The following is a 23,885-nucleotide window of genomic DNA, read 5'->3' as shown; positions in this document are numbered from 1 at the left end:
CTTAGTCGTTAATGGTGACCACCAGTGCGGGATTCATTCCCATGCGCTTTAGTAGTTCAGCCAGGCTACCGTCAGTAGTGACTTGTTTTAACAGTGCGTTGAGAAAGTCGATGCTCAGTGGGCTGTCTGGTCGCAGCAAGGCGGTATGATGATATTCTTGATCGGCTATCTGACTGATAAGAAACAGCCGGGCACGCTCAGGGTGCAGGTGTAAATAGCGGTCCAAGTAGGATTGATTAACGATCAAAACGTCACCGTGACGCTCAAGTAACAGATCGAAATTGCGTCTATGATCCCAGCTCAAAATGATGTTGTAGTGCTGCCTTAGTTCGTGCTCATTGCTGTTAAAGCCAGCAAAGCCATAGTGATAGCCGAGAATTCCAATCAGACGCTTGTGTTTTAATTCAGAGAAAAATGTTTGGTCGCGACCCGCATCGGCCAGGGCGACATAAAGTTCGCGGCCACGTTGATAAACCTGTGATGACTGCACTTCAATATTTTGCCAGCCCCATTTTTTGTTTTCATACAGCAGCATATCGTAGTCACCGGCTTCAAAGGCCTGATAACGACGCTTAGGAGAGATAGCAACGGCGCTAAAGTGAAACTGCTGCTGTTTTTGATTTAACAGTTTTATCAGTTCTAGCGTGACGCCTTGATAGTCATCGCCCACGGACTCAACAAAGGGTGCAAACGGATAAACGCCAACACGCACTGTGTGCCGTTCAGCAAAGCTACTCACGGGCAGGCAGCCGAGCAACATGGTTAACCATAGGGTCGCGCGGATCATAATTATTCCGGCAGTCGATAGTATTCCAGCATAGCGCTATTCACTCGCTCTGGCTGTCGCATGTTGACGACACAGTTGCAGCCAAGCCTGAATACCAGCCGTTTGGAACTTCTGGCGATGAATAGCCAAATAAAGAGTGCGTTCTAGGTTTAACTGCGGCAACTGCAGTTGTACCAGCCGCCCTCTATCAAAAGCATCTTGCAGCGTGATGCGTGACAAACAGCCAATGCCCATTTGTGCTTCCACCGCGCGCTTAATGGCTTCAGTGTGTTGCAGCTCCAGCAAAATATGTAAATCGGGTAAATGACCGTGAAACACTCGCTCAAACGCCTGGCGGGTGCCAGAGCCCTGTTCGCGGACAATCCAAGGCTGAGCAATGACATCATCCAGGCTGATGCCGTGTGCTTGAGCTTGCAGTTGCGCCAATGGATGGCTGGGATGACAAAACACCGCCAGCTCATCGGCCATCCAGGTTTCGACTTGCAGCTGTGGGTGGTTAATCTCGCCTTCAATTAAGCCAATATCGAGCTGAAAATCGAGCAGCTCAGACACGATTTGGCGTGTGTTGGCGACATCCAGTGATACCTGAGTGCCTGGATGTTGAGTCATAAACTCCGCCATGAGTGGCACCGCCAGATAGTTGCCAATCGACAGTGTTGCGCCAACCTTAATGCTGCCGATCGCGCTGTGCAGGCTAAGTTGCTGCTGCAGTTCTTGCGCTTGGGCGAGTAGCGATTCGGCTTTTGGCAACAATAGCCGGCCTTGGTCATTGAGCTGCAAGCGCTTACCGTTGCGATCGAACAGGGTGACATCAAATTGCTGCTCCAGGTCTTTCAGTGCGCTACTGGCCGCACTTTGCGACATGGCTAAGGCCTGGGCCGCACGGGTTAGGTGGTTGTGCTGGGCGATGGCGATAAACACTTCAAGCTGACGTAGGGTAAAGCGCATTATTAGTAAAACCGAATAACTTTATTAGATTTTATTGTTTTACCGATAATAGCCCAGTCACTACTATGTCGCCATCTGCTATCTGACTTGAGAGCCATCATGAGCAACCTGATCCGTGAAACGGTCACCAGTGTGCACCACTGGAACGAAACCTTGTTCAGTTTTACCACCACCCGTAATCAGGGGCTGAGGTTTAAAAACGGTCACTTCACTATGATCGGGTTGGAGATCGAGAATAAGCCGTTGTTGCGTGCCTACAGCATTGCCAGCGCTAACTATGAAGAAGAGATGGAGTTTTTCTCTATCAAGGTGCCCGATGGCCCATTGACGTCGCATTTGCAAAAGCTGTCCGTGGGGGATGAAATCCTGGTGGGTACTAAGCCGGTGGGCACCTTAGTGGCCGATAACCTGTTGCCGGGTAAAAACCTGTACCTGCTCAGCACCGGAACAGGTCTGGCGCCATTTTTAAGCATTATCAAAGATTTTGAAATCTACGAGCAATTTGACAAGGTCGTGTTAACACACGGGGTGCGTTACGTTTCCGAGCTGGCATATCAGGAGCGCATTCAAAGCGAATTGCCTAACAACGAATACTTCGGTGATATGGTCAGTCAGCAGTTGATTTATTACCCCACGGTGACCCGCGAAGCGTTTCGCAATCAGGGCCGGCTGACGGACTTGATCACCTCTGGTAAGCTGACCAAAGACATTGGTTTGGCCGATTTAAACCCAGAGCATGATCGTTTCATGCTGTGTGGCAGCCCGGCGATGCTGTCAGATTTGACCACGATATTGGATGACATGGGCTTTAAAGAAGCGCGCGGTGGTCAGCCTGGCCACTATGTGATTGAACGGGCTTTTGTCGAGAAATAAACTATTTACAGCCGTCTAAAACGACCGGTCGAAGCACAGTGATGCGCTTCGGCCGGTTTTTTGTTTGGTCTTCTGGCAGCGTTTTAGAGAGCGGCGTTAGAAGACAACCGCCAACCGCGTTAGTCGGTAAATTGCCAAGCTGCCGCTCTAGGAGCTTGGTTTAGGGCCATAGTTTAGGATCCTTGGTTTTCTAACTGAATCAGCCACTGGCGCAATAGTTCGTCCAGCTGCGCCAGCTGCTCCGGCGGCAGCTGTGCAATTATTTGACGCTCGTTATCGACGTGGGCTTCGAATGCCTTGTTAATCAATGCCAACCCTTCTTCTGTCAGTTCGACCATCAGGCTGCGACGATCTTGCGGATCCGGCAAGCGGCGAATATGGCCAGCTTGCTCTAAGCGATTCAGACGATTGGTCATGGCTCCCGACGATAGCATAGCCGACTGAAACAACGCTGTTGGTGTTAATCGATAGGGGGCGCCACTGCGGCGAAGGGTTGCTAGCACGTCGAATTCACCGCTGTTTAGGCCCAAGCTTTTGTGATGGGCGGTGATGTTTTGCGATACATACTGATGCACGCGTGACAGCCGTCCCAGAGGGCCAACGGGTGAGCAGTCAATATCTGGCCGCTCTCGCTGCCACTGCGCCAATATGCCGTCTACATGATCAGGCATGCATTTCTCTCCTTGCTGATTGGGTTGGATCATATCTTCACATAAAGATAGTTGCGTGTCGCTAGCTTTTGATTTATCTTCACGTCAAGAATCAATAGATAAAGGTAACTGGAGGCCTCTATGTCATCTGGCTCGTATGTTTACAGCGCTTTACTGGCACCATTAATGTGGGGAACCACGTACGCCGTGACTCAGCGCTGGCTGCCTGATGTCGAGCCAATGTGGTTGGCGGCGCTACGGATTCTGATCCCGGGTTTGCTACTGCTGCCCTTGGTGCCTGTCTGGGTTTGGCGGCGGCGTTGGTTCGATGTGTCGATTCTGAGTGTATTGAACTTAGGCCTGTTTACCTTTTTGCTGTTTACCGCCATTCAGCGTTTGCCAGGTGGCATGGCCGCCACTCTGGTATCGACGGTGCCGTTGCAGGTATTGTTGCTAAAGTGGCTGCGTGGGCACTTTCCGGGCGCCGCACGTTTATTGGCGGCGATGGTGGGCACCTTGGGTGTGGCTCTTTTGGTTTGGCAGGCGCCCCAGCAACTCGATTGGCTGGGGGTGATGGCAGCCCTTTTGGCCGCGCACAGCATGGCCTGGGGAATATTGCTGGTGCCAGTGCTTGGCCGTGATATTGCTGCTTTACCTTTGACGGCTGCTCAGCTGGTTATCTCTGGCGTGCTGTTGCTGATATTGGCCTTGGTTGTGGGCTTGCCTGTGCCACAGCTGAGTTGGCAAGGTAGCTTGGCGCTGCTGTGGTTGGGTCCCATTAGCGTGGGTGTCGGCTATTTTGTTTGGTTTCGGGCGATGGGCCATATTGCGGTGGAAAAGCTGGCATTTCTTGGTCTGGTCAATCCACTGATTGCCGTCGCTGCCGGCGTGGGTTTAATGGGCGAACAGCTGGCCCTCATTCAATGGCTGGGGATGGCGTTGGTGTTGATCAGTGTGCTGCTCGCCCAAAAGCTACCAGCGACGAGCACAGCACCGGCGGCATTAAAGCCTGCTTAAAATCTCTCATTAGCGCTAGCTCTGAGCCTGGCTAGCGTTTTCTCCTTAACAGAATGTCTTTTAAATGCTGAGGCCAAACACTAGCTGGCTGGCCTCTTTTTTGCTGACATCTTCTGTGTGATGCAATCGTCGGAGCATTGATAGGTTTTTCCGTCATTAACATGACGAAAACTATGTCAGTGCCAAGTTTTGACTTTCTTGTCGTCAGATTATTGTCAGAGGGGAAATTTATGGCATCCATTGGCAGTGTAGCTGCGGTATTGCGCAGCCTTCAAAGTGCGCAAGACGTGGGTAAGACCATCCGCGAAGCGGGGTATGTTCTCAATAAAGAAGACATGCGGCGCCAGCTAGCAGATTTGTCTGGCTCAGTGTCGGAAGCCAAATTACAGCTGACTTTGCTGAAAGAAGCGCTGGATAGCAAGGACGAAGAACTGCGCAAGTTGCAGCGCACGTTGAGTTTTAAACAAATATTGCGCCGTCGTGGTGACGGCTATTACAAGACCTTGGATGGTCGTCCATATGGTCAGCCTTATTGCTCTTATTGCTGGGAATCGGAGCATCAGGCAATTCACTTGCACAGTAAGATTTTTAGCAAAGACGTGCGCCAGTGTCCGCACTGTAAAAATGAATACCAGGCCGGTCGCACGCCCTATCTGGAGGCTGATCCGCTGGCGGTTTAAGGGCCCCGATATTGTCTAATGAGCCAGTTAATGGCGGTAAGAATGTTGAGGTGTGCTGAGGTTTTGGTGGCTGTCGATGTTGGTGTGCGGATACAGTACAAACAATGTCATTGCGTCAGGCTTTGTCTGCCAGAGTGGACATGGCCAGGCAGGGCATTAGTATGAAGAGCGATTCCCTCATTTATGAGATAGCTAATGAAGTTTTGTGCTCCGCTGCTGTTGCTGGCAGCCGTGAATGTCTGCGCCAATCCTAGCGATAATGACAGCTTGTTGCCGACAGAACCCGTTAAAACCCGACCAGAAGTGGTGGAAGTTATTGATGAGGAAGAGCTGGCAGACAGCGTTAGACAGCTGCCAACTTTGGTGCGAAAGATTCAGGTAGAACGCGCCGCTGCCGATAATCCTTACGTACTGTTGCCCCATCGTCCTAATTATGTGATGCCGTTTACCTACCAACGGCGGCCCAACAATCGTGAAGTAAAACGTTTATTGGATAATGCCGGCGGCGAAAGCCCGCTGAAGGAAGAAAGGTTTGATCATGTTGAAGCGGTATTTCAACTCAGTATTAAATACATGTTGGCAGAAGGGCTACTGGGCAAGCTGAGTACGATTGAAGTTGGCTACACCAATCGTTCTTTCTGGCAAGCATATAATGCAGGCATATCTAGACCCTTTCGTGAAACTAACCACGAACCTGAACTGATGTTCACCTGGCAGCTGCAAGATGCTTGGCTGGAACATATTGGCGTGTCTTTTAATCATCAATCTAATGGCCAAACCAGCTCACTGTCACGTAGCTGGAATCGTGTTATTTTTGATGCCGCATCTATTTCGGGTCGCAATATCTGGTATGCACGGGCTTGGTGGCGGGTGCCAGAAGAAAGCTCAGGAGACCCGTTTGACCCCACTGATAACGATAATCCCGATATAGACGACTACATGGGCAATGGTGAACTGTATTTTTTAAGACCCATGAAAAACCATATGTTTAGTGTGATGCTAAGAAACAATTTTAACTGGGATGAAAATCGTGGTGCTGTTGAAATTAATTACAGCTTTCCATTAACGCCAAGAATTAAAGGATTTGTTCAGTATTTTAACGGCTATGGCGAAAGCCTAATTGATTATAATGTTTACCAAGAACGCATTGGTTTTGGGATTAAATTGAGCGACTGGTTGTAATGCTGACGATAGGATTAATTATAAATCCCTTGGCTGGGATTGGTGGTGCTGTTGCACTCAAGGGCAGTGATGGCGCTGCAATTGTTGCCGAAGCTTTGGCTCGGGGAGCAAATAAAAAAGCGGTCGACCGGACCCGCTTGGCATTAGAGCCCTTATTGCCGTTTGTTAATGATTGCCACTGGTTAGCGGCACAGGGTGAAATGGGGGGCGAATTACTGACGGAATTAGGTTTTCACACCACCTTGCTGGATGACTATCAGCCTTCTGCACCGAGTTGTGCTGAAGACAGTAAAGCGCTGGCGTCACTTATGTTAGAGCGAGGAGTGGACTTACTTGTCTTTGCTGGCGGTGATGGTACGGCGCGGGATATTTGCAGCGTGGTGGAAGAGCGTATTCCCGTGTTGGGCATACCGGCTGGCGTTAAAATTCACTCGGGAGTGTACGGCATTACGCCCAGGGCCTGCAGCGAAGTACTGATTCGCTTTCTTAGCGGAAAACTGGTCGATATTCGTGCTGCCGAAGTGCGTGATCTGGATGAAGATGGCTATCGTGCGCAACAGGTAAAAGCCAAGCATTTTGGCGATATGCGTGTGCTGCAAGTCGGTCATTTTGTACAAGCGGTTAAGCAAGGTGGCATTGAAAGCGAAGAATTAGTGCTGGCGGATATGGCAGCCTATTACGTTCAATCCATGGAAGACGATGTACTGTATCTATTAGGCTCAGGAAAAACTACCAAGGCAGTCAAGCAAGAGCTGGGTTTTGACGGCACCTTGCTCGGTGTTGATGCTGTGTTTAATGGCTGCGTAATTCAGCAAGATTTAACCGAACAGCAAATACTTGAGCTGCTGCAACAGTATCCCAGGCGGCGAGCTTTAATTAGCGCCATGGGAGGGCAGGGCCATATTTTTGGACGTGGTAACCAACAGTTCAGTGCTCAGGTAATCGATCAAATCGGCAAAGCGCAGTTTGATATTATGGCGACCAAAACCAAACTCACCAGTTTGCAAGGTCGCCCTTTGATTGTTGATAGCAGCGATCCGCATCTGGATCGAGCTTGGAATGGCAGTATTGAGGTTATCACCGGCTATCAGGATCGGGTTATTTACCCGGTAGGCTGATTACACTCTAAACTTATCCACCGCATGGCCCAGTTGGCGCGCCAGATCGGATAATTCATCACCGGCTTGGGAAGCTTGCTGGGCTTCCTGAGTCAGTGTGCTAGCCAACTCATCGACGCGCTGAACATTGCGGCTAATCTCTTCTGTGGCGTAGCTTTGCTGCTCTGCGGCGGTGGCTACCTGAGCATTTAAGTCGCTGATATTGCTCATGTTGGTGTAAATTGTATCGAGAATTTGACTGGATTGCTGTGCTTTTTCAATAACGGTTTGGCTACGTTCGCGTGAGGTCTCAACGGTGCTGACCACTTGCTCCGTGCCGGAGCGGAACTCTGATAAAGTGCCGCGAATGCTTTCGGTCGATTCTTGTGTTCTTCCTGCCAGACTGCGTACCTCATCGGCCACCACGGCAAAGCCACGCCCTTGCTCTCCCGCTCGCGCAGCTTCGATGGCGGCATTGAGTGCCAGCAGATTGGTTTGCTCGGCAATGGCACTGATCTCAGCCAAAATGCTGCCGATCGATTCACTGTCGGTGCGTAATTTATGAATGGCCTCGGTGGCAGCACCAATATCCTCGCTCAGCTGTTGAATCTCGCCACTGGTTAAGCTGGCGATGGATTTGCCCTCGGAGATGTCAGAATGCACTTCGGTAACGGCGCGCGACGCTTCGTTGGCATTGCTGGCAATATTTTGAATGGTACTGGTCATTTCGCTCATGGCCGTGACGGCTTGGCCAATCTCATTTTGCTGCTGCTGAGTTGCACTGCCCACCGATGAGGTGACCGAAGCCATATGTTCCGATGCTTGGTTCATGGTAACGGCGCTGTCTTTTACTTGTTGCACTGTGTCTCTAAGTGAATGAATAAGGGCATCGAATGACTCCGACAATACGCCAATTTCATCGCCAGATTGGTGGTTAATTAATTGTGTAAGATCGAGATCTTTGGCTATGTGCTGCACCCGACTGGTGAGATACGAAATAGGCCGGTGAATCGCTCTCGATACAATTAATGTTAGGCCACTTATTAGCACTATGATAACGATCACTGCGATCAGCAAACGTTGGTGAATCTGGTTTTCTTGCTGCTCGGCAATCTCACTTAAGCGCTCGCCAAGGCTGTCGAACAGCTGTTCCGTTTTTTGTACTTCGGTACGCATTTTACCTCTAAGGCCGTCATTTTCCGTTAAGCCAATGGCGACCTCTTCTTGTACCAGTTGGGAAAATTGTTGCTGATAGCGTTTTAGGCCAGTGCGAATCTGATCTTCTTGTAGGCTAAAACTTTGTGCCAGTGCTTGATCAAATGACGCGACTTGCTTGTCAAAGCGATCCATATATTTTGAATCGCGGCGCAACATAAAGTCTTTTTCGTGACGGCGCAGCATCAGCATGTGATACAGCAGTTCGTACTGACCTTCGTCTTTCGCCAATGTTTCTACACCATGCACCGCTTGGCGCAGGCTGCCATACAAACCATCCTCGGAATGCAGACCTATGGTTTGCTGCTTTTTATGCAAAGCGGAAAATGCCTCGCTATAGCGTTTGAGCTGTTGCTGCAGCTGCGCGACTTCAGGAAGCGAGAAGCTCGATTGTTTGAGTTGCTGTTGCAGTTCAGTAAGCGCTTCGCTCGCCGTACCGGCAGCTTGTTCAAAGCGTTGCACGTACTGCATATCTTTGCGGCTGAGAAAATCCTTTTCGTGTCGGCGCAGCGCCATCATATCAGTGGCAATGCTTTGCTGTTGTTCAAGCAGCTGACTGAGATAGGCGACTTGGCGCAGACCGCTGGCGGCTAGGGCAGCAATCAGAACCAGACCGCCGGTGACCAAAATGGCGATCAGGGTATGTTTGGTACGAATACTGTAACGATTGAGCAGCTGAGACATGATCAGGCCTTTCATTGGTGCTTCTGCTAACAGAGTAGCAGTGATCTGTCGTTCAGCGAGGTGGCTGGATGCGCGGCGTTAACTGAGCGGCGTGATCAGTCAAATGGCAGTTGTGTCTGGTGCGGTTACAAAACGCTGTAAAAGGTGAGCTGAATTTACACTGAGACGAGCGTACCATTCTCGCGATTTTTTAGGAGGCGTGACTTTGAACTGCTGTTTTTGCTCGCAGCCAGTATTGCTGCAACAACCCATTACGGTATCTGGATTAGGGCCGGCGCATCGGCCATGTTATCAGCAATACTTGATCGATCAGCGTCAGTTTATGGGAATCAACCTGCGTATTCTCAATGATGATCAATTAGGCGAACTGCGCGAGCTGGTGATGATGGAGCACAATGAACGGCAGCGCAGCAATGCCGATGTAGAGCTCTGGTAACACAGCTCAATCGCTGGTTTTGTCTTTAAACTCGCACAGATCTTCAATTAAGCAGGCGGAGCACTTGGGTTTGCGTGCGACACAGACATAGCGGCCGTGCAAGATCAGCCAATGATGGGCGTCCATTAAGAACTCTTTAGGCACCAGTCGCATGAGCTTTTGCTCAACTTCATCCACATTTTTGCCAGGTGCGATCTTGGTGCGGTTAGAGACTCTGAATATATGAGTGTCGACGGCCATGGCCGGCTGTCGAAAGGCAGTATTTAACACCACGTTGGCGGTCTTGCGTCCAACCCCCGGTAAGGCCACTAACTCTTCACGGGTTTGCGGGACTTCTCCCTGGTGGCGCTCCAGTAATAACTGGCACATCTTGATGACGTTGCTGGCCTTACTGTTAAACAAGCCGATGGTTTTGATGTAGTTCTTTAGCCCATCTTCACCCAGAGCCAAAATAGCCGCAGGTGTATTGGCAACCGGGAATAACTTGCGTGTCGCTTTGTTGACACTGACGTCCGTGGCTTGTGCCGACAGTGCGACCGCCACCAGCAGTTCAAACGGCGTGCTGTATTCAAGCTCGGTTTTCGGCTCTGGATTGTCGGCGCGTAGGCGGCTAAAGATTTCAGTACGTTTGGTTTTGTTCATAGTGGCACTAGCAAATCAGGAGTTCGAGGTTATACGGATTTACCATCCCATCATCAAGTTTACTTAGCGCTCAGCCACTTGTTTTGCCCCTGGCATCATCGGCCGCCACCAAGCGGCAAAGCGCTGTGGCTGATTTAAATACACAGGTTCACCAATCTGCGGTGTTAACAGTTCTACCTTGTGTTGCTCAGCTGCTTGGCTGACTTGCTCTAGCGGTTCAAACCAGGGATGCATGGCCAAATCAAAGGTGCTGTTATGAATAGGCAGCATGCGCTTTCCACGTAAATCTAAGTGAGCCTGTACGCTTTGCTTGGGGAACATATGCACGTAGCGCCAGCGCTCGTTATAGGCACCGTTTTCCAACATGGTCAAATCAAAAGGCCCATAGCGCTCCCCAATCTCCTTAAAACCGTCAAAGTAGCCGCCATCACCACTGAAAAAATAGCGTTGCTGGCCATGAATCAATACCCAGGATGCCCACAAGGTTTGGTCGCGATCTCCCAAACCACGTCCCGAAAAATGTTGTGCTGGTGTGGCCACCAAAGTGACGTCGCCGCTCTGACTTTGCTGCCACCAGTCGTATTCGCTGTATTGGCCATTGCTTGCCCCCCAATCTTTAAGGTATTGGCCCAGTCCTAACGGCACATAAAAGTGCTCGGTTTTGGCCACTAGCTGCTCAACGCTGCCTTGATCGAGATGGTCATAATGATTGTGAGAAATAATGACGCCCTTAATGTTGGGCAAGTCGGCGATAGTCAGTGGCGTATCATGAAAGCGTTCCGGCCCGGCCCATTGCACCGGTGACGCACGGCGAGAAAACATCGGATCAAATAGCCAGATGTCTCCGCCCAGCGACATTAAGATGCTGGAATGCCCGAGCCTTACCACCACATCTTCGTCGTCTGGCAGCTGCTCAAACCACTCACGGCTAAGAGGCTGGAGGGGGATCGGGGAGTCGGGCACCGGCATCACTTCATCGGCCGTTAATACGTGCCAAAAAATACTCACTACATCGCTGATTGAGCGCTGGGTTTCTTGAATGGCATTTTGGAACTGGCCGTCTCGATAGTGTGGTGACTGAGTCACGTCCTGCTGCGCTGGCAGGCTGGTACAGCTATACAGCGTTACCAATCCAGCCAGCAATGCCAGTGCGGCGAACCAGCGATATTTGCGAACAACCTTACCCATAGAACAACCCATACAATATCTATGACGACAGCAAAGCATGTGTTCACTGCCCGGTGCTTAAGTGTACAGGGTCGAGGTCGCCAAAGGTCAGCTTAATTGCCTTGGCTGGCCAGCAACACAGCAAACTTGTGTGGCAACAATCTTTTTTGTGGTGTTGGCGGCCATGCAGTGCCGCTACCACACAGGTCAGGACCAGCCTCGCTGGGGCAATACAGCCGTGCCAGAATGCCGGCCAGTGCGGTGCGAAAGGCACCAATACGGTTGGCGCTGACGTCGGCTAAAGCTTTTTCGGTAGCGGCCACACTCAAGTAGATGAACATCACGGCGACTAACGCCTGTAAGGTCATGGCGGAAGAAAATGGCGTCGACATTGCAGCTCCTGCAGTAATGAATGCCCCATAGCATGGCTTTTGGTTGGCCTTGGCATCAGAATCAGGCATCGCACAAGTGATCAATACAGTCTCTGTATCGTGTAAACTGTATTGCTGGTTTGTACTGTGACTGTATTGGGTCTGATGTCGTCGTTGGCAGTACTATGACGTGCGCTGGAGGGAGAAAAATATGCTGAATCGTCAATTAGATACGCCATTATACGAACAAATCGCTGAGCAGCTGATAGAGGATATTGGCTCCGGTGTGTACGACGTCGGCCAAAAGGTGCCCAGTGTTCGTCATATGAGCCGATTGATGGGGGTCAGCATATCGACGGTGACCCAGGCCTATGCCTGGCTGGAAGATCAGGGCTGGCTTCGAGCGCGGCCGCAATCTGGCTATTACGTGCGTGCCCGGTCACTGGCATCACCAGAAAAGCCGCAACACAGTTTACCGCTGTCGCGTGGTGATGAGCCGAGGGCGTTCAGTAAATCTGAGCGCATCAATAATATGCTGCAACGCTTAAGTGAGCCGCGCCAGATTAACCTGGGTGCTGCCATCCCTGATCCGGCTATTTTGCCGTTGCGTCAGCTGCAGACCCATATTAATAAAGTTAGCCGCTTTAATACCCGCCAGATTGTCGCCTATCAGTTTGCTCCAGGGCTGGAAGGCCTGCGCCAGCAAATAGCCATCCGTATGCGCGACGTCGGCGTGCGCTGCCACCAGGATGACGTCGTCATTACCAACGGCTGCGCCGAAGCCGTTACCCTGTGTCTGCGTGCGGTAACCAAACCTGGCGATGTGATGGCGGTGGAATCGCCGTGTTATTACGGTTTTTTGCAAATCGCAGGCATGTTGGGATTAAAAATTATCGAAATTCCTACCGATCCATCGACGGGCATCAGCCTGGATGCCTTGCAACTGGCATTGCAGCAGTGGCCCATCAAGCTGATTGCATTAACGGCGCGCTATGCCAACCCAACCGGGTCAACCATTCCGGTCGACAAGCAGCAGCGATTAGTTGAGTTAGCCAAACAGCACGATGTGCCGATTGTTGAAGACGATATTTATGGTGAGCTGGGTTTTCCGGTGCATCGCGATGAAGCGCCGTTGATGTCGGTGCTGAAATCCTTTGATGATGACGGTCGGATTTTGTATTGCTCGTCGTTTTCTAAAACCTTGGCGGCGGGTTTGCGGGTTGGCTGGTGCTTGCCTGGACGCTGGTATCAAACCGTAATTGAAAGTCAGACCTTTACCACATTCTCTGCCAGCAGCTTGTCGCAACATGCGCTGTATTCGTATTTGCAAAATGGCCAATACGATCGACATTTACGCCAGCTGAGAGTGCGACTGGCGGACAACAGTCAGCGTTTTATCGATGCTATTCATCGCTATTTTCCACCACATACTCATGTGTCTCAGCCCCAGGGTGGATTTATCTTATGGGTGAGTTTGCCCGCAGGAGTGCGTGCCATTGAGCTGTATCAGCGTGCCAGTGAGCACTCTATCAGCATTGTGCCCGGTGATCTGTTTTCCAACACCGATCATTTTGATCACTGCATGCGGCTCAATTGCGCCGTTAACTGGAGTGCTCAGGTCGAGCAGGCGCTGGCGACGGTGGGGCGATTGGCGGCGGAGCTGAGCACGGGAAGATAATTCGAAAACGGCTGCCTTTGCCGGGTTGGGACATGACCGCAATACGCCCGTTATGTCGCTCAACCAGTTCGCGACATTCACTGAGCCCAAGAGCTGGGGTTTTTCCGCTGGCTTTGGTGCTGAAGTCGGCTTCAAATAACCTCGGTAAATCATGGCTGTCGATGCCACTGCCGGTATCGATAACGTCAATAAATACCCAGTCGTCTTCACGCTGGGTGACTAGCCGTAAAATTCCCTCACGGGTCATGGCATCCGTGGCATTGCTGATCAGGCCGATTAGAATCTGGCTTAGCTGCCCCAGGTTGGCATTGACCCACAGTGGCACGGCGCTGAGCTCTTGGGTGACATGGACGTGGGCAGGGATCAGTGAGCGTGTGAGAGCCAAAGCCTGGTCTACGGCGTTATGAACATCAAAGCAGGCGTCTTCTGTGCTGGCCACTTGGGGCTGAACAGATACATAGGGAGCCACCCGGCGCAACTGTTGAATTTCTTGCTGTGAGTCTTCAATGATGGCATGCAGGTCATCACTGAGCTTGTGCTGGCTTTGTTGTTGTAGCAGTTGCTCTATCTCTATCAATATTTGAGCTGCACGCCGCGGTTGTTGTTGGGCATCGACAAAGGCGCGAATTTTTTCTGCCATAAGGGCTAAGGCGTCATCTGGCTTCTCCATCGTGTCTATCTTACTGGCCAGCTGGCCGAGGGGCTGCTCGCTTTCCTCATTATCAGTCGTTGCAGTTTGTTCGCTACTGGTCTCGAATACCGTGTCGCTATCTTGGCTTTGATGTTGCAAATCTAACACCTGATCGATTAGCTCTGCTGCGATGCCGTGGCGATGTTGATCGAGGCCATCTAATTCCTGTTGCTGGTCTACCCTTAGCGGCATGCGCTTATTAACCAAGTAGAGCAAACACCAGGCAGATGCCAAAGCCCAGCCACAAATAATCATGGCGCCCATCACTTGAATAGCAATCTGTTGCGAGCGACTGAGAGCAGTGCCCAAAAGCTCAAGGTCGGCAAACAGACCAACCGCCAGAGTGCCCCAAAAACCGGCCACTAGGTGTGTGGGAACCGCTCCAATAACATCGTCCACGCCTTTGTTTTCTAGCCATTGGGCGGCGTAGATCGCCAGCACAGTACCGGCGGTGGCAATGAGCAAGGATTGTGGCACGGTCACGGCATGAGCTGACGCCGTGATGGCCACCAAGCCCGCAATAATGCCATTACAGGCCCAGCCCATATGAACATAACCCTGCTTTAACTGACTGATGAGTGATGCGGTCAAAAAGCCTGCCGCTCCCGCCATCAGTGTATTGAGCACTACTGCATAAGTGGCGACACTTTTATCCAGTACAGCGCTGGTGTTAAACCCCAACCATCCAACCCAAAGCAGCACGGTGCCAGCCACCGACATCAGCGGATGGCTGGGCAATGGCGCCGTTTGAGAATCAAAACGACCCAGTCTGGGGCCAATAATGATCACGGCAGCCAGGGCAATCGCGCCGCCAACACTATGCACCACGCTGGCGCCAGCTAGATCGCGAAAGCCCAATTGATACAACCAGCCGGCGCCAGGCACATCGCTGCGCCCCCACACCAGTAACGCCGCCAGTGGATAGATCAGCAGGCCACTGAGCAGCACAATGGTGACATAGCCGCGCAAGGAGCCACGTTCGGCGATGGCACCTGATACGATGGTGGCAGCGGTGGCACAAAAAAGCGCTTGCAGCAGTAAGTGCAGTGACTCTGCCCCGGAAAGCTGGGTAGCGATCAGCTGTCCCCAAAGCGGTTCACCGAGTTGCCAGCCAAATACCAAGCCATAGCCAACAAACCAAAACAGCGGCACGCTGATGGCCAGATCAAACAGATTCTTGTAGGCAACGTTAAGACTGTTTTTGGCTCGAACCTGCCCTGCCTCTAGCGATAAAAACCCTAGTTGCATTAGCAATATGGCGAGGCAGCAGATAAACAGTAAGGTGGAATCCATACGAGCGCGGCACCTGTGGCGGTAATGTCCTGAAACCTTTCCTGTTACAGGTGTAGCTGTTGCGCGCTTGGGCTGCCAGTGAGAAGACGGCAGGCCCTTTGGGGGACCTGCCGTTGAGAAGTGAGCTAGCTGTTTAGGCTAGACGCAACGAGGGTACCCTTAATTGTTGGCGTGCAGCTCGTTATTGAGCTCAATGGCGGTTTTGTTGGTCACGCACTGTACCGCGCCAGTGATTGAGTCGCGGCGGAACAACAAATCGGATTTACCAGCCAGTTCACGCGCTTTAACGGTTTCTACCACATCGCGGTGATCGTCCAGTACTTGCACCTTAGTGCCGGCGGTAATATATAAGCCCGCTTCGACGGTGCAACGATCGCCCAGCGGAATACCGATACCGGCATTGGCGCCCAGCAAGCATTTTTCGCCTACCGAAATGATTATGTTGCCGCCACCAGACAGCGTCCCCATAGTGGAACAGCCACCGCCCAGGTCTGAGCCGTCACCGACGATAACGCCAGCAGAAATACGCCCTTCGACCATAGACGTCCCCAAGGTGCCAGCATTGAAGTTAACAAAACCTTCATGCATGACGGTGGTGCCTTCGCCAATATATGCGCCCAAACGTACACGAGCAGTGTGGGCGATGCGCACGCCGCTGGGTACCACGTAGTCGGTCATGCGCGGGAATTTGTCGACGCTATTAACGCTGAGCAGTTCGCCATTTAAGCGTGCTTGCAACTGTGCCTGTGGCAAGTCGTCCAGATCAATGGCGCCTTGGTTGGTCCAGGCGACGTTAGGCAATAGGCCAAAAATACCGCTCAGGTTAACACCGTGTGGCTTCACTAGACGGTGTGACAGCAAGTGCAGCTTGAGGTAAACCTCTGGTGTTGAGCTGGCTTGCTCATCGCTGGCCAAGATGCAAATCACCACTGGCTTTTGACTTTCGGTGCAGGCGCGTGCCAGGGCTGCTTGCTCTGGGTAGGCCGCTTCAATGGCATCGGCAAAGGCCAACAGCTCGCCGCCGTCGGCTTCTAGCGCTTCATTGCCCCCTTGATACTCCAACGCACTTTTGGCTGCAGTGATTAAATCGTCCGCTGGGTGCAGTAACGGCTGCTGATAAAAGACCTCCAGCCAGTCGCCGTTAGAGTTTTTGCTGCCGACGCCAATGGCCAGGGCAAATGCAGTCATAGTGGTGTCCCTTACAGGTTAAACAAGTTAAAGGTTAAAAATTTGCTGATAATGCTCGGCTTTAAAGCCCAAGTATTTGCCATCGCCCGTGTCTAACAAGGGGCGTTTAATAATGGAGGGATTTTCCAACATCACGGCGCGGGCTTGGCTTTCATCCATGCTGTCACGCAACGGTTCTGGTAGTTTGCGCCAGGTCGTGCCACGACGGTTGATCAAATCCTGCCAAGGCAGCTGTTGCAGCCATTGATCGAGTAAGGCTTCGGGCAGGCCGTCTTTTTTATAGTCGTGAAACGCAAATTCGATATTGTGCGTTTCCAACCAGGTACGCGCTTTTTTCATGGTATCGCAGCTTTTAATGCCATACAGAGTAACCATGAGTGTCTCCTGTGTGCGTTGAAAACGGCGAGCAAGAATAGCAGAAAGGTGCTTAGGCGTCAGGGCGTGGCCCGGAGCTTACGCCAGTCGCTGTGCCAGCCATTCGCTCAAATCTTTTATTTGTCGCAGACTAATTTCGTGCCCTTGTTGATAGCTCTGATAGCACATCTCAATACCTTGTTGCTGACACCAGTCGGCGCTATTGCGACCCAGATGTTCGGGCACGACTTCATCGATGGTGCCATGCATCGCCAATAGCGGCGTATCGAGGCGAATAGCATCGGGTTTCTGGGCCAAGTAGGTCGACAGACAAACCAGTCCAGCCAGCCCAGTGGCGTGAGTCAGCGCTGCTTGATAGGCCACTGCACCGCCTTGAGAAAACCCGGCGACAATAACGCGCTCGGGCGGCAGGCCAGTGTTTTTGATCAGGGCTTGAATCTGTTGCGCGGTATGCCGCAGGTGCTCTGGGTTAATGACTCGCTCGGGGTTGGCAGCGACAATGTCGTACCAAGCGGGCATAGCCATACCGCCATTAATAGTCACTTGGCGCGTGGGTGCCTGGGGCAAAATACCGCGCAGCCCTTCAAGGCCGGGCTGGCGCCTCAGTATTGGCAGCAAGGGTTGCAAATCGTATGGACTGGCCCCTAAGCCGTGCAGCCAGATAATGGCACTGTCACAGCTGTGTTGCGGCTCATCTTCAAGATAGGCTAACGACATTAGGTGCCTCGCAAAAAAGACACCCATGGTAAAGCCTGCAGCGCTGCAGGCAAAGTCGTGATACTGCTATGGCATCAATGCCGATGCTTATAGTAAAGCGCGGGTCGCGTAGGCCACAGCAATGCCGAGATAGTTGCCAATGGCATAACCTAGAATGGCGGCGGCAAAGCCTGGCAAGATGATGTCACGATTTTTCAGTGCACCGGCAATCACTGGAATAAACGGCACCGACATAATGGCCGCCGATGAGGTGATCAAAAACGTGTCGGTATCAATATTTAGCCAGCGGCACATCAAGGCCTGCAGCAGCATGGAGCCAATCAGGATAAAGGCGATGTAGCCAAACAGGTCTACATTCAGCTGAGTAATGATGCTGGTATCCGTCATGCTGCCCATGGTGAAGCAAAACACCAAAATCAAAAACATCCCTAGTTGAAAGCTATTGGCCAGTGCTCGCACATAAGGGATAAAAGACGCGGCTATTCCTAGCGAAGTAATGCTAATAATGGTGGCAGTGGATTGCATCGATGTAGGCAATAAGCTCGCTAGCCCGACCGCCAGACCCACAATCACTGCCGCCAGTAATAAGGCTTGCACTGTTTGTCCAAGTGTTTTGATGTTCACTAGCGATCGATAGGCGTTGGCGGTCTCGTCGGCCATATGAGAAAAGGCGCTGTCGTCCTGATAAGCATGTTGACCATGGCTGTCGAACGGGCGCAAAAATTTAGAAAAAATCGGCTTGGCTAATGTCATCACGAATAATAAAAACAGCGATGACATCAAAATGTCGTAGGTGGTCATGGTCACAAAAATGCGTTCATCGGCCTCAATGGCAGTTTTGATTGCCGCCATATTAGGGCCGCCGCCGGTGTAGGCTCCCACCGACATGCCGGCTACTTGCCAAATCTGCTCTAAATGGCCAGCAAACAGTAAGGCGCCAATGGCACTGGTAAGCATGACTGCCACTAACGCAATGGCCATGCTTTTGCCCGTGTCTCCGGCCATGGTCAGTGAGGCTTTGACATCAATGGAAAACAGTAACAGTGGCAGCGCTAGGGCGATGGCAATTTCAGATACCTGGGACTGCAGCGCCAGCAGTTCGCCAGCAGCCAACCATTGGGCTGGCTGCAATAAGGCGGCCGCGGCAATGCCACCAGCAAACGACAACACCACCACACCGGCTTTGTCGAGTAAAGGGAAACGCTGGCATAACAAAATGAGCACGGCAGGAACAATAATTAACGCAGCAGCAATAACAAAACTCACGGCATTATCCTTTTTCTGTGGCCGGTTGGGCGTAACGGGGGGCAGGAGCAGGGTGCTCGGCTTTGGGGTAATCCAGTACCGGCCACCATTGGCAAATACTGTGGCCATCAAAGACCGCCAATTCGCCAAATTGCAGCAGTACAGCCTCACTTTGGCTGGGGCGGAAATAGAAAAAATCGTCCACATCTAAGGTGCAATCGTGGCTTAGCTCGTACATTTCCTGGTTGCTGGAGTGGCCCAGGACAAACGAGCGTTTAGCATCAGCCGGATAACACGGGCTGGCCAGCCAGTTGCCGCCATAAATAAAACAGGCTTGGCGTTTAATCAGCCCCACAGCCCGTAATAGCGACGACAGCTTGCCGGCCATGGGTATTTCTGGCTGGGAAAAACGTTTCAGTACCGGCGTGGCAATAAAGGCCGCTGGCAGATGCTGTTCCAACGTGGTGAGATCAAAATCGGTAGGTTTAAGCAGGGCCGACGCCACCGATAATTCATTTTGAGGTCCGGCTTGGTCATACAAACTATAGGTCGTGCTACCGCCGGTATTGAGGCACAAATCGTCCAGCGCTTGAGGGCCGAACTCAGCGATGAGTTGCTCACAAAAATCTTGGTAGCTGCCTTGAGTGGCTGCCAGCGCTTTTTCCATACCGCCAAGCCAACCAGGGATTTTACTGATATGCGCTTCATAGCCCATCAGCCCGGCCAGAATCAGTTGCTCACTGTGATGAATCTGTTGCAGCGTCTGTTGAAACGCTTGGTCACATTGAAAGCCGCCTCGATGCAGGCCGACGTCTATTTCCAGGCTGACGCGTAGGCGAATATTGAGCCGCTGTGCCAGCGCTTGGTATTGCTGTAGCCGCTCTGGTGTATCGATAAGCCATTGCAGTTGCAGCTCAGGATCAAAACACAGAAACTCGGCGTGGTCCTGATACCAGCGATAAAAGCGCTCGGTGGCTGCCACTGGCATGGGCTTGCCCAATAAAATATCGGCTGCCGGGAAATGCTCAACCAGTTGCATCATAAAAGGCAGGTGAAAGCACATTAACCGGTTGCTGCCGGTGCGACGCATCAGATAATCGAGCAAAGGGACCGACGGCAGCGACTTCGCCACGATGCGATAGGCAAAACCGCGATTCAAAATATCTAACATCTGATCGATATTGTGATCCAGGCGCTGCTTATCGATCACCAGCGTTGGCCGAGCGACGTCGGCTTGCTGTAGCGCAGCACTTAGGGCAGAGAAATAGGCTTGTTCGGACATAAGAGTATCCAGCAAGGCGTTATTATTCTTAAGTTGTACTTTTGTACCACAAATACCGACGGCAAACACCTGTATTAGGGCCTGTTAACCCTATTTCGCTCTTTGCGCTGTAAGTCAGTTGTTTCTTGAGTGGGGCATGAATCGTGTGGTTTAACGGGTTAAATAAGCAACGAATAACGCGACTCAGGGGAACGGGGCAGTTTAAAGGCGGGTTAGTCCGTTTCCGGCCAGCCGTACTGCCTTTGTAGCTGGCGCAACTTGCCATTGGCCTTTAGTACCTGCATTCCTCGATCAAAGGCGTCACGTAGTTGTCTACCACGAGGGCTGAACTGAAATCCAAGGTGCAATGGCAAAGTCGCCAGAGGCTTTATTTCCAGCCCTTGCAGCTGGATATCACCTTGCTGTTGCAGCGGCACAACGATGGCTTCAACATCAATATGGCCGGTTAAACCGTGGCCGCGCAGCAGCATATCAATCGCCTGCTGGCGATCGTTTACCAGGTAACCTGGTTTGGCAATGGGCAGGTAGCGATCAAACTGATATCCGCGCATCCAACTGAATTGGCCGTGCTTGAGATCAATCACAGTTGCTGGCGCAGCAATCACCACCACCTGATCCTGATCGATGGCTTGCTGAGAATATTCAATATTTTCCACTTCGTTTAAATAGGCACCGACCCAGGCATCTGCCTGCCAGTTTTGTACCTGATACACACCGCGCTGATACGGCATGCTGTCGGTAACCAGTTGAACATTTTGGCTGGCGAAGGCTTGGCGGATTAGGTCCCAATAAAAACCCCGGCCATTTTCTTCGGTGGCATCTGGCCACACTTCGCTCACCACCACGGCCACTTCTTGCCCATGGGACTGGGGCAGCCACAACATTATTGCAAGGGCCCAAGCTCGAAACTTCATAGTATGATCTGCTGCGATGATGCAAGTAACTATAGCGCCGGAGCGCCAGATGTCGTGTTACCTGGTGTTGGACGGTCAAGGAAAATAGGCAATGAATAAATGGATAGCCTTATTGGGGTTATATCTGGCGCAGGGGCTGCCGCACGGTTTTTTTGGTCAGGCGATGCCGGCTCTAATGCGTGAGCAAGGCATGGATCTGACGCTGATCGGTCTGCTGTCGTTGGTAGCAATACCCTGGGCATTAAAGTTTTTATGGGCGCCATGGTTGGATCGCTACAGTCTGTGGCGCAGTGAGTACCGGCGTAGCTGGATTCTGGCCATGAACTACGGCGCGGTGGCGTTGTTATTGGTTGTTGCCAGTCAGCCGCTGTCGTTTTGGATAGGCGATGGCCTGCTGTGGATGGTCGTTATCCTGTTACTGGTGAACGCCTGTATTGCCAGTCAGGATATTGCCACGGATGCGCTGGCGGTAGAAAACATCAACTATAACCAGCGTGGTCTGGGTAACTCGGTGCAGGTAGCTGGCTATCGCATTGGCATGGTGATCGCCGGAGGCGGATTGGTGCTGGCATTAAGCCATTGGGGCTGGCAAGCGACGGTGTTGCTGTTGGCCCTGCTGTTGGCTGCCGCGACCCTTCCATTATGGCGATTTCAGCCGGCGGCACATCAGCCGGCCACGGAACCCGTCATTAAACAGTGGCAACAGCTGTTAACGCGGCCAGGTATTGCACTGTGGCTGTTGATGGTGTTGGCGTACAAGTTTGGCGATGCCTTTGGTACTCAGATGGTGCGACCCTTGTTGGTCGATAGCGGACTGAGTTTGCAGGATCTTGGTTGGCTGATGGGCACTTATGGTTTTAGTGCTGGCCTTGTGGGAGCGGTATTAGGTGGTTGGTCGGTGCGCTATCTGGGGCGACAGACAGCGCTGTTGGCATTTTTGGCGTTAGAGGCCGTCGCGCTGCTGAGTTATCTCGGTATTAGCGGCCATGCTGAGCCACCCTGGCCTCAGATCCTGCTGGCTGTTGGCCTTGAACATGTCGCTGGCGGCATGGCAACGGCGGCGTTATTTACCGTGATGATGGATTATTGCCGCGCCTCACATGAAGCATCCGACTATGCCTTGCAAAGCTGTTTGGTGATCGTGGCCAGTTTGGTGGCGTCGGCGTTGTCGGGGTTTAGCGCCAATCATCTCGGTTACGATGGTCATTTTGCCCTGGCAGCGGTGTTATCCGTGCTGGCCTTGGTGCCGGTGTGGGGTGTGATTCGCCAAGGGCAGATTGCTGCCCGAGTGATGCCCTAAATGCTGAGTTTTATGCGCCGGCCACTGAGCACAGGCCAAGCATGATGGTGGGCGGTATAATCAGCTCAAACCCAGTGTAAGAAGGAGGTGTTATGAGCGATGTGGAAATGCACCAGGCAGATGTTCAACTCGACAGTCGTGGGCTGTTTTGCCCTGAGCCTGTGATGATGCTGCACAATCAGATCAATGATTTGCAGATTGGCCAGCTGGTGGCCATGGTGGCCACGGATCCATCGACATTAAGAGATGTGGTGAAGTTCTGCTCGTTTCTGGGACACGAATTGTTGCTCAGCGAAGAAGTAGACGGCGAATACCATTTTCTTATTCGCAAAGGTGAAGAGGAAGACTGAGCTATCAGTCTTCTCCAAATAGCGCGCAGTCGATCAAGTCACATAAGCAATGAATGACTAGCAAATGCACTTCTTGAATGCGGGCCGTGACATCAGCTGGCACCCGAATTTCAACATCGGCACCGGTCAACAAAGACGACATATGGCCGCCATCTTTGCCGCTTAAGGCCACCACGATCATTTCGCGCTCGTGGGCAGCCTGAATGGCTTGTACCACATTGGCTGAGTTACCACTGGTACTGATCGCCAGCAAAATATCGCCCGGGTTGCCAAGGGCGCGGATTTGCTTGGAGAACACCTCGTTATAACTGTAATCGTTAGCGATCGAGGTCAGGGTCGAGGTATCTGTGGTGAGTGCTATGGCTGGCAGTGATGGCCGCTCGCGTTCGAAGCGGTTAAGCAGCTCAGAAGAGAAATGCTGGCTGTCACCTGCAGAGCCACCGTTGCCGCAGCTTAATATCTTGCCACCGCTGAGCAGGGCATCCACCATCAGTTGAGCAGCCTGTTCTATATACGGCGGCAGCTCCTCTGCAGACAGAGTTTTGGTTTCGATGCTGGCGCCAAAATGGCCAATGATGCGATCTTGCAAGAGAGGCTCCTGAAGTCTGCCCGGATAAAGAAAAGCGCTATGTTAAATAAAAAGCTGCTGCGCAGAAAGCTCTGCAGCGTTTGCCAGTATACGTTGCTAATGCAGGAATGGACGTGATCGGGTTTTAAAAAGCGTTTTGCAGCCAGTCAAATACCACCGGATCGCCGCTGGCGGAGATGACATCAAAACGACAATCAGGCACCTGACTGCCGTAATGGTGCTGCAGAAAATGCTCGGCCGTGCGGCGCAAGCGCTGCATTTTGGCGACCGTGATGCTGTCGGCGCCTGAGCCATGGCTCGATTGTTTACGATAACGGACTTCGACAAACACCAGCACCTTGCCATCTTGCATGATCAAATCCAACTCGCCACCACGAATCTGGTAGTTGCGTTGCAGCGCTTTTAAGCCTTGCTGACACAAATATTGCTCGGCCAGCTGCTCCACTCGTTGACCTTTGGCATGCATAGAGAACAGGCCTTTGTTAGGCCAGGACCACATAATGACCTCCTTGTC

General features: G+C 51.9%; 25 protein-coding genes. 9 read left to right on the top strand and 16 right to left on the bottom strand.

The features are described 5' to 3' along the window. Nucleotide 1: 1 nt before the first annotated feature. Both AC55FS_RS15300 and AC55FS_RS15295 read right to left on the bottom strand, forming a co-directional pair. Nucleotides 2–787: a substrate-binding periplasmic protein gene (locus AC55FS_RS15300; protein ID WP_496933131.1), complete on the bottom strand. Its 786-nt coding sequence runs from the start codon at nucleotides 785–787 to the stop codon at nucleotides 2–4. 36 nt (nucleotides 788–823) lie between these two features. Continuing rightward, complete coding sequence (locus AC55FS_RS15295) at nucleotides 824–1,735, bottom strand: LysR family transcriptional regulator (RefSeq protein WP_496933130.1); 912 nt, start codon at nucleotides 1,733–1,735, stop codon at nucleotides 824–826. 99 nt (nucleotides 1,736–1,834) lie between these two features. Between AC55FS_RS15295 and AC55FS_RS15290 the strand changes: the two genes are divergently transcribed. Next, entirely contained in the window at nucleotides 1,835–2,608 is a 774-nt protein-coding gene (locus AC55FS_RS15290; RefSeq protein WP_496933129.1) for a ferredoxin--NADP reductase, read from the top strand. A 173-nt stretch (nucleotides 2,609–2,781) separates the two neighbouring features. Here the strand turns inward: AC55FS_RS15290 and AC55FS_RS15285 are convergent, their stop codons facing one another. Next, on the bottom strand, nucleotides 2,782–3,279 hold the full coding sequence (locus AC55FS_RS15285; protein ID WP_496933128.1) for a MarR family winged helix-turn-helix transcriptional regulator: 498 nt from the start codon (nucleotides 3,277–3,279) through the stop codon (nucleotides 2,782–2,784). 120 nt (nucleotides 3,280–3,399) lie between these two features. On the opposite strand from AC55FS_RS15285, the gene AC55FS_RS15280 reads away from it, so the two are divergent. The 4 genes from AC55FS_RS15280 to AC55FS_RS15265 all read left to right on the top strand — a co-directional run bounded on the left by AC55FS_RS15280 (nucleotide 3,400) and on the right by AC55FS_RS15265 (nucleotide 7,255). Further along, nucleotides 3,400–4,275 carry a DMT family transporter gene (locus AC55FS_RS15280; protein WP_496933126.1) on the top strand — a complete coding sequence of 292 codons (876 nt, stop codon included), beginning with the start codon at nucleotides 3,400–3,402 and terminating at the stop codon, nucleotides 4,273–4,275. Between the two features lie 230 nt (nucleotides 4,276–4,505). Next, nucleotides 4,506–4,955 (top strand): hypothetical protein, encoded by a 450-nt coding sequence (locus AC55FS_RS15275; RefSeq protein ID WP_496933125.1) that lies wholly within the window; start codon nucleotides 4,506–4,508, stop codon nucleotides 4,953–4,955. 195 nt (nucleotides 4,956–5,150) lie between these two features. Next, nucleotides 5,151–6,137, top strand: a complete 987-nt coding sequence (locus tag AC55FS_RS15270; RefSeq protein WP_496933124.1) for a phospholipase A — start codon at nucleotides 5,151–5,153, stop codon at nucleotides 6,135–6,137. Further along, nucleotides 6,137–7,255 (top strand): ATP-NAD kinase family protein, encoded by a 1,119-nt coding sequence (locus tag AC55FS_RS15265; protein ID WP_496933123.1) that lies wholly within the window; start codon nucleotides 6,137–6,139, stop codon nucleotides 7,253–7,255. Before AC55FS_RS15270 ends, AC55FS_RS15265 begins: the two co-directional genes overlap by 1 nt. Here AC55FS_RS15265 and AC55FS_RS15260 read toward each other — a convergent pair whose 3' ends face one another. Next, nucleotides 7,256–9,148, bottom strand: coding sequence for a methyl-accepting chemotaxis protein (locus tag AC55FS_RS15260; protein ID WP_496933122.1), 1,893 nt, complete (start codon nucleotides 9,146–9,148; stop codon nucleotides 7,256–7,258). Between the two features lie 190 nt (nucleotides 9,149–9,338). Here AC55FS_RS15260 and AC55FS_RS15255 point away from each other — a divergent pair, with 190 nt between their 5' ends. Next, complete coding sequence (locus AC55FS_RS15255; RefSeq protein WP_496933121.1) at nucleotides 9,339–9,569, top strand: hypothetical protein; 231 nt, start codon at nucleotides 9,339–9,341, stop codon at nucleotides 9,567–9,569. A 6-nt stretch (nucleotides 9,570–9,575) separates the two neighbouring features. On the opposite strand, the gene nth is transcribed toward AC55FS_RS15255, so the two are convergent. The 3 genes from nth to AC55FS_RS15240 all read right to left on the bottom strand — a co-directional run bounded on the left by nth (nucleotide 9,576) and on the right by AC55FS_RS15240 (nucleotide 11,770). Further along, a complete protein-coding gene (gene nth / locus AC55FS_RS15250) occupies nucleotides 9,576–10,211 on the bottom strand; it encodes an endonuclease III (protein ID WP_496933120.1) in 636 nt (211 codons plus the stop codon). A 63-nt stretch (nucleotides 10,212–10,274) separates the two neighbouring features. Further along, nucleotides 10,275–11,399, bottom strand: a complete 1,125-nt coding sequence (locus tag AC55FS_RS15245; RefSeq protein ID WP_496933119.1) for an MBL fold metallo-hydrolase — start codon at nucleotides 11,397–11,399, stop codon at nucleotides 10,275–10,277. 92 nt (nucleotides 11,400–11,491) lie between these two features. Continuing rightward, nucleotides 11,492–11,770 (bottom strand): hypothetical protein, encoded by a 279-nt coding sequence (locus AC55FS_RS15240; protein WP_496933118.1) that lies wholly within the window; start codon nucleotides 11,768–11,770, stop codon nucleotides 11,492–11,494. A gap of 190 nt (nucleotides 11,771–11,960) precedes the next feature. Between AC55FS_RS15240 and AC55FS_RS15235 the strand changes: the two genes are divergently transcribed. After that, nucleotides 11,961–13,427 carry an aminotransferase-like domain-containing protein gene (locus AC55FS_RS15235; RefSeq protein WP_496933117.1) on the top strand — a complete coding sequence of 489 codons (1,467 nt, stop codon included), beginning with the start codon at nucleotides 11,961–11,963 and terminating at the stop codon, nucleotides 13,425–13,427. Here AC55FS_RS15235 and AC55FS_RS15230 read toward each other — a convergent pair. From AC55FS_RS15230 to AC55FS_RS15200, 7 genes are all read right to left on the bottom strand, one after another. Beyond that, a complete protein-coding gene (locus AC55FS_RS15230) occupies nucleotides 13,351–15,411 on the bottom strand; it encodes an ATP-binding protein (RefSeq protein WP_496933116.1) in 2,061 nt (686 codons plus the stop codon). The genes AC55FS_RS15235 and AC55FS_RS15230 overlap by 77 nt on opposite strands. Before the next feature lie 159 nt (nucleotides 15,412–15,570). Next, nucleotides 15,571–16,599: a 2,3,4,5-tetrahydropyridine-2,6-dicarboxylate N-succinyltransferase gene (gene dapD, locus AC55FS_RS15225; protein ID WP_496933115.1), complete on the bottom strand. Its 1,029-nt coding sequence runs from the start codon at nucleotides 16,597–16,599 to the stop codon at nucleotides 15,571–15,573. A gap of 27 nt (nucleotides 16,600–16,626) precedes the next feature. Then, nucleotides 16,627–16,974: an ArsC family reductase gene (locus AC55FS_RS15220; RefSeq protein WP_496933114.1), complete on the bottom strand. Its 348-nt coding sequence runs from the start codon at nucleotides 16,972–16,974 to the stop codon at nucleotides 16,627–16,629. Nucleotides 16,975–17,052: 78 nt separating this feature from the next. Further along, entirely contained in the window at nucleotides 17,053–17,691 is a 639-nt protein-coding gene (locus tag AC55FS_RS15215; RefSeq protein ID WP_496933113.1) for an alpha/beta hydrolase, read from the bottom strand. Nucleotides 17,692–17,778: 87 nt separating this feature from the next. Then, nucleotides 17,779–18,957, bottom strand: coding sequence for a DUF819 family protein (locus AC55FS_RS15210; RefSeq protein WP_496933112.1), 1,179 nt, complete (start codon nucleotides 18,955–18,957; stop codon nucleotides 17,779–17,781). Nucleotides 18,958–18,961: 4 nt separating this feature from the next. After that, nucleotides 18,962–20,218 (bottom strand): DSD1 family PLP-dependent enzyme, encoded by a 1,257-nt coding sequence (locus AC55FS_RS15205; RefSeq protein WP_496933111.1) that lies wholly within the window; start codon nucleotides 20,216–20,218, stop codon nucleotides 18,962–18,964. A gap of 212 nt (nucleotides 20,219–20,430) precedes the next feature. Next, nucleotides 20,431–21,132: a transporter substrate-binding domain-containing protein gene (locus tag AC55FS_RS15200; protein ID WP_496933110.1), complete on the bottom strand. Its 702-nt coding sequence runs from the start codon at nucleotides 21,130–21,132 to the stop codon at nucleotides 20,431–20,433. Nucleotides 21,133–21,223: 91 nt separating this feature from the next. Here AC55FS_RS15200 and AC55FS_RS15195 point away from each other — a divergent pair, with 91 nt between their 5' ends. Together AC55FS_RS15195 and tusA are read left to right on the top strand one after the other, a co-directional pair. Next, the gene (locus tag AC55FS_RS15195; RefSeq protein ID WP_496933109.1) at nucleotides 21,224–22,432 is read left to right on the top strand and encodes an MFS transporter; all 1,209 of its coding nucleotides are present in this window, start codon (nucleotides 21,224–21,226) and stop codon (nucleotides 22,430–22,432) included. Between the two features lie 92 nt (nucleotides 22,433–22,524). Beyond that, nucleotides 22,525–22,782 (top strand): sulfurtransferase TusA, encoded by a 258-nt coding sequence (gene tusA, locus AC55FS_RS15190; RefSeq protein WP_496933108.1) that lies wholly within the window; start codon nucleotides 22,525–22,527, stop codon nucleotides 22,780–22,782. Between the two features lie 4 nt (nucleotides 22,783–22,786). Here tusA and AC55FS_RS15185 read toward each other — a convergent pair whose 3' ends face one another. Further along, the gene (locus tag AC55FS_RS15185; RefSeq protein ID WP_496933107.1) at nucleotides 22,787–23,371 is read right to left on the bottom strand and encodes a phosphoheptose isomerase; all 585 of its coding nucleotides are present in this window, start codon (nucleotides 23,369–23,371) and stop codon (nucleotides 22,787–22,789) included. Nucleotides 23,372–23,495: 124 nt separating this feature from the next. Beyond that, nucleotides 23,496–23,870, bottom strand: coding sequence for a YraN family protein (locus AC55FS_RS15180; RefSeq protein WP_496933106.1), 375 nt, complete (start codon nucleotides 23,868–23,870; stop codon nucleotides 23,496–23,498). Nucleotides 23,871–23,885: the final 15 nt, after the last annotated feature.

The sequence above is a fragment of the Bacterioplanes sp. CLAM21 genome, assembly GCF_059641015.1.
Note: the sequence above shows the minus strand (reverse complement) of the source record. Positions and strands in the feature narration are given on the sequence as shown.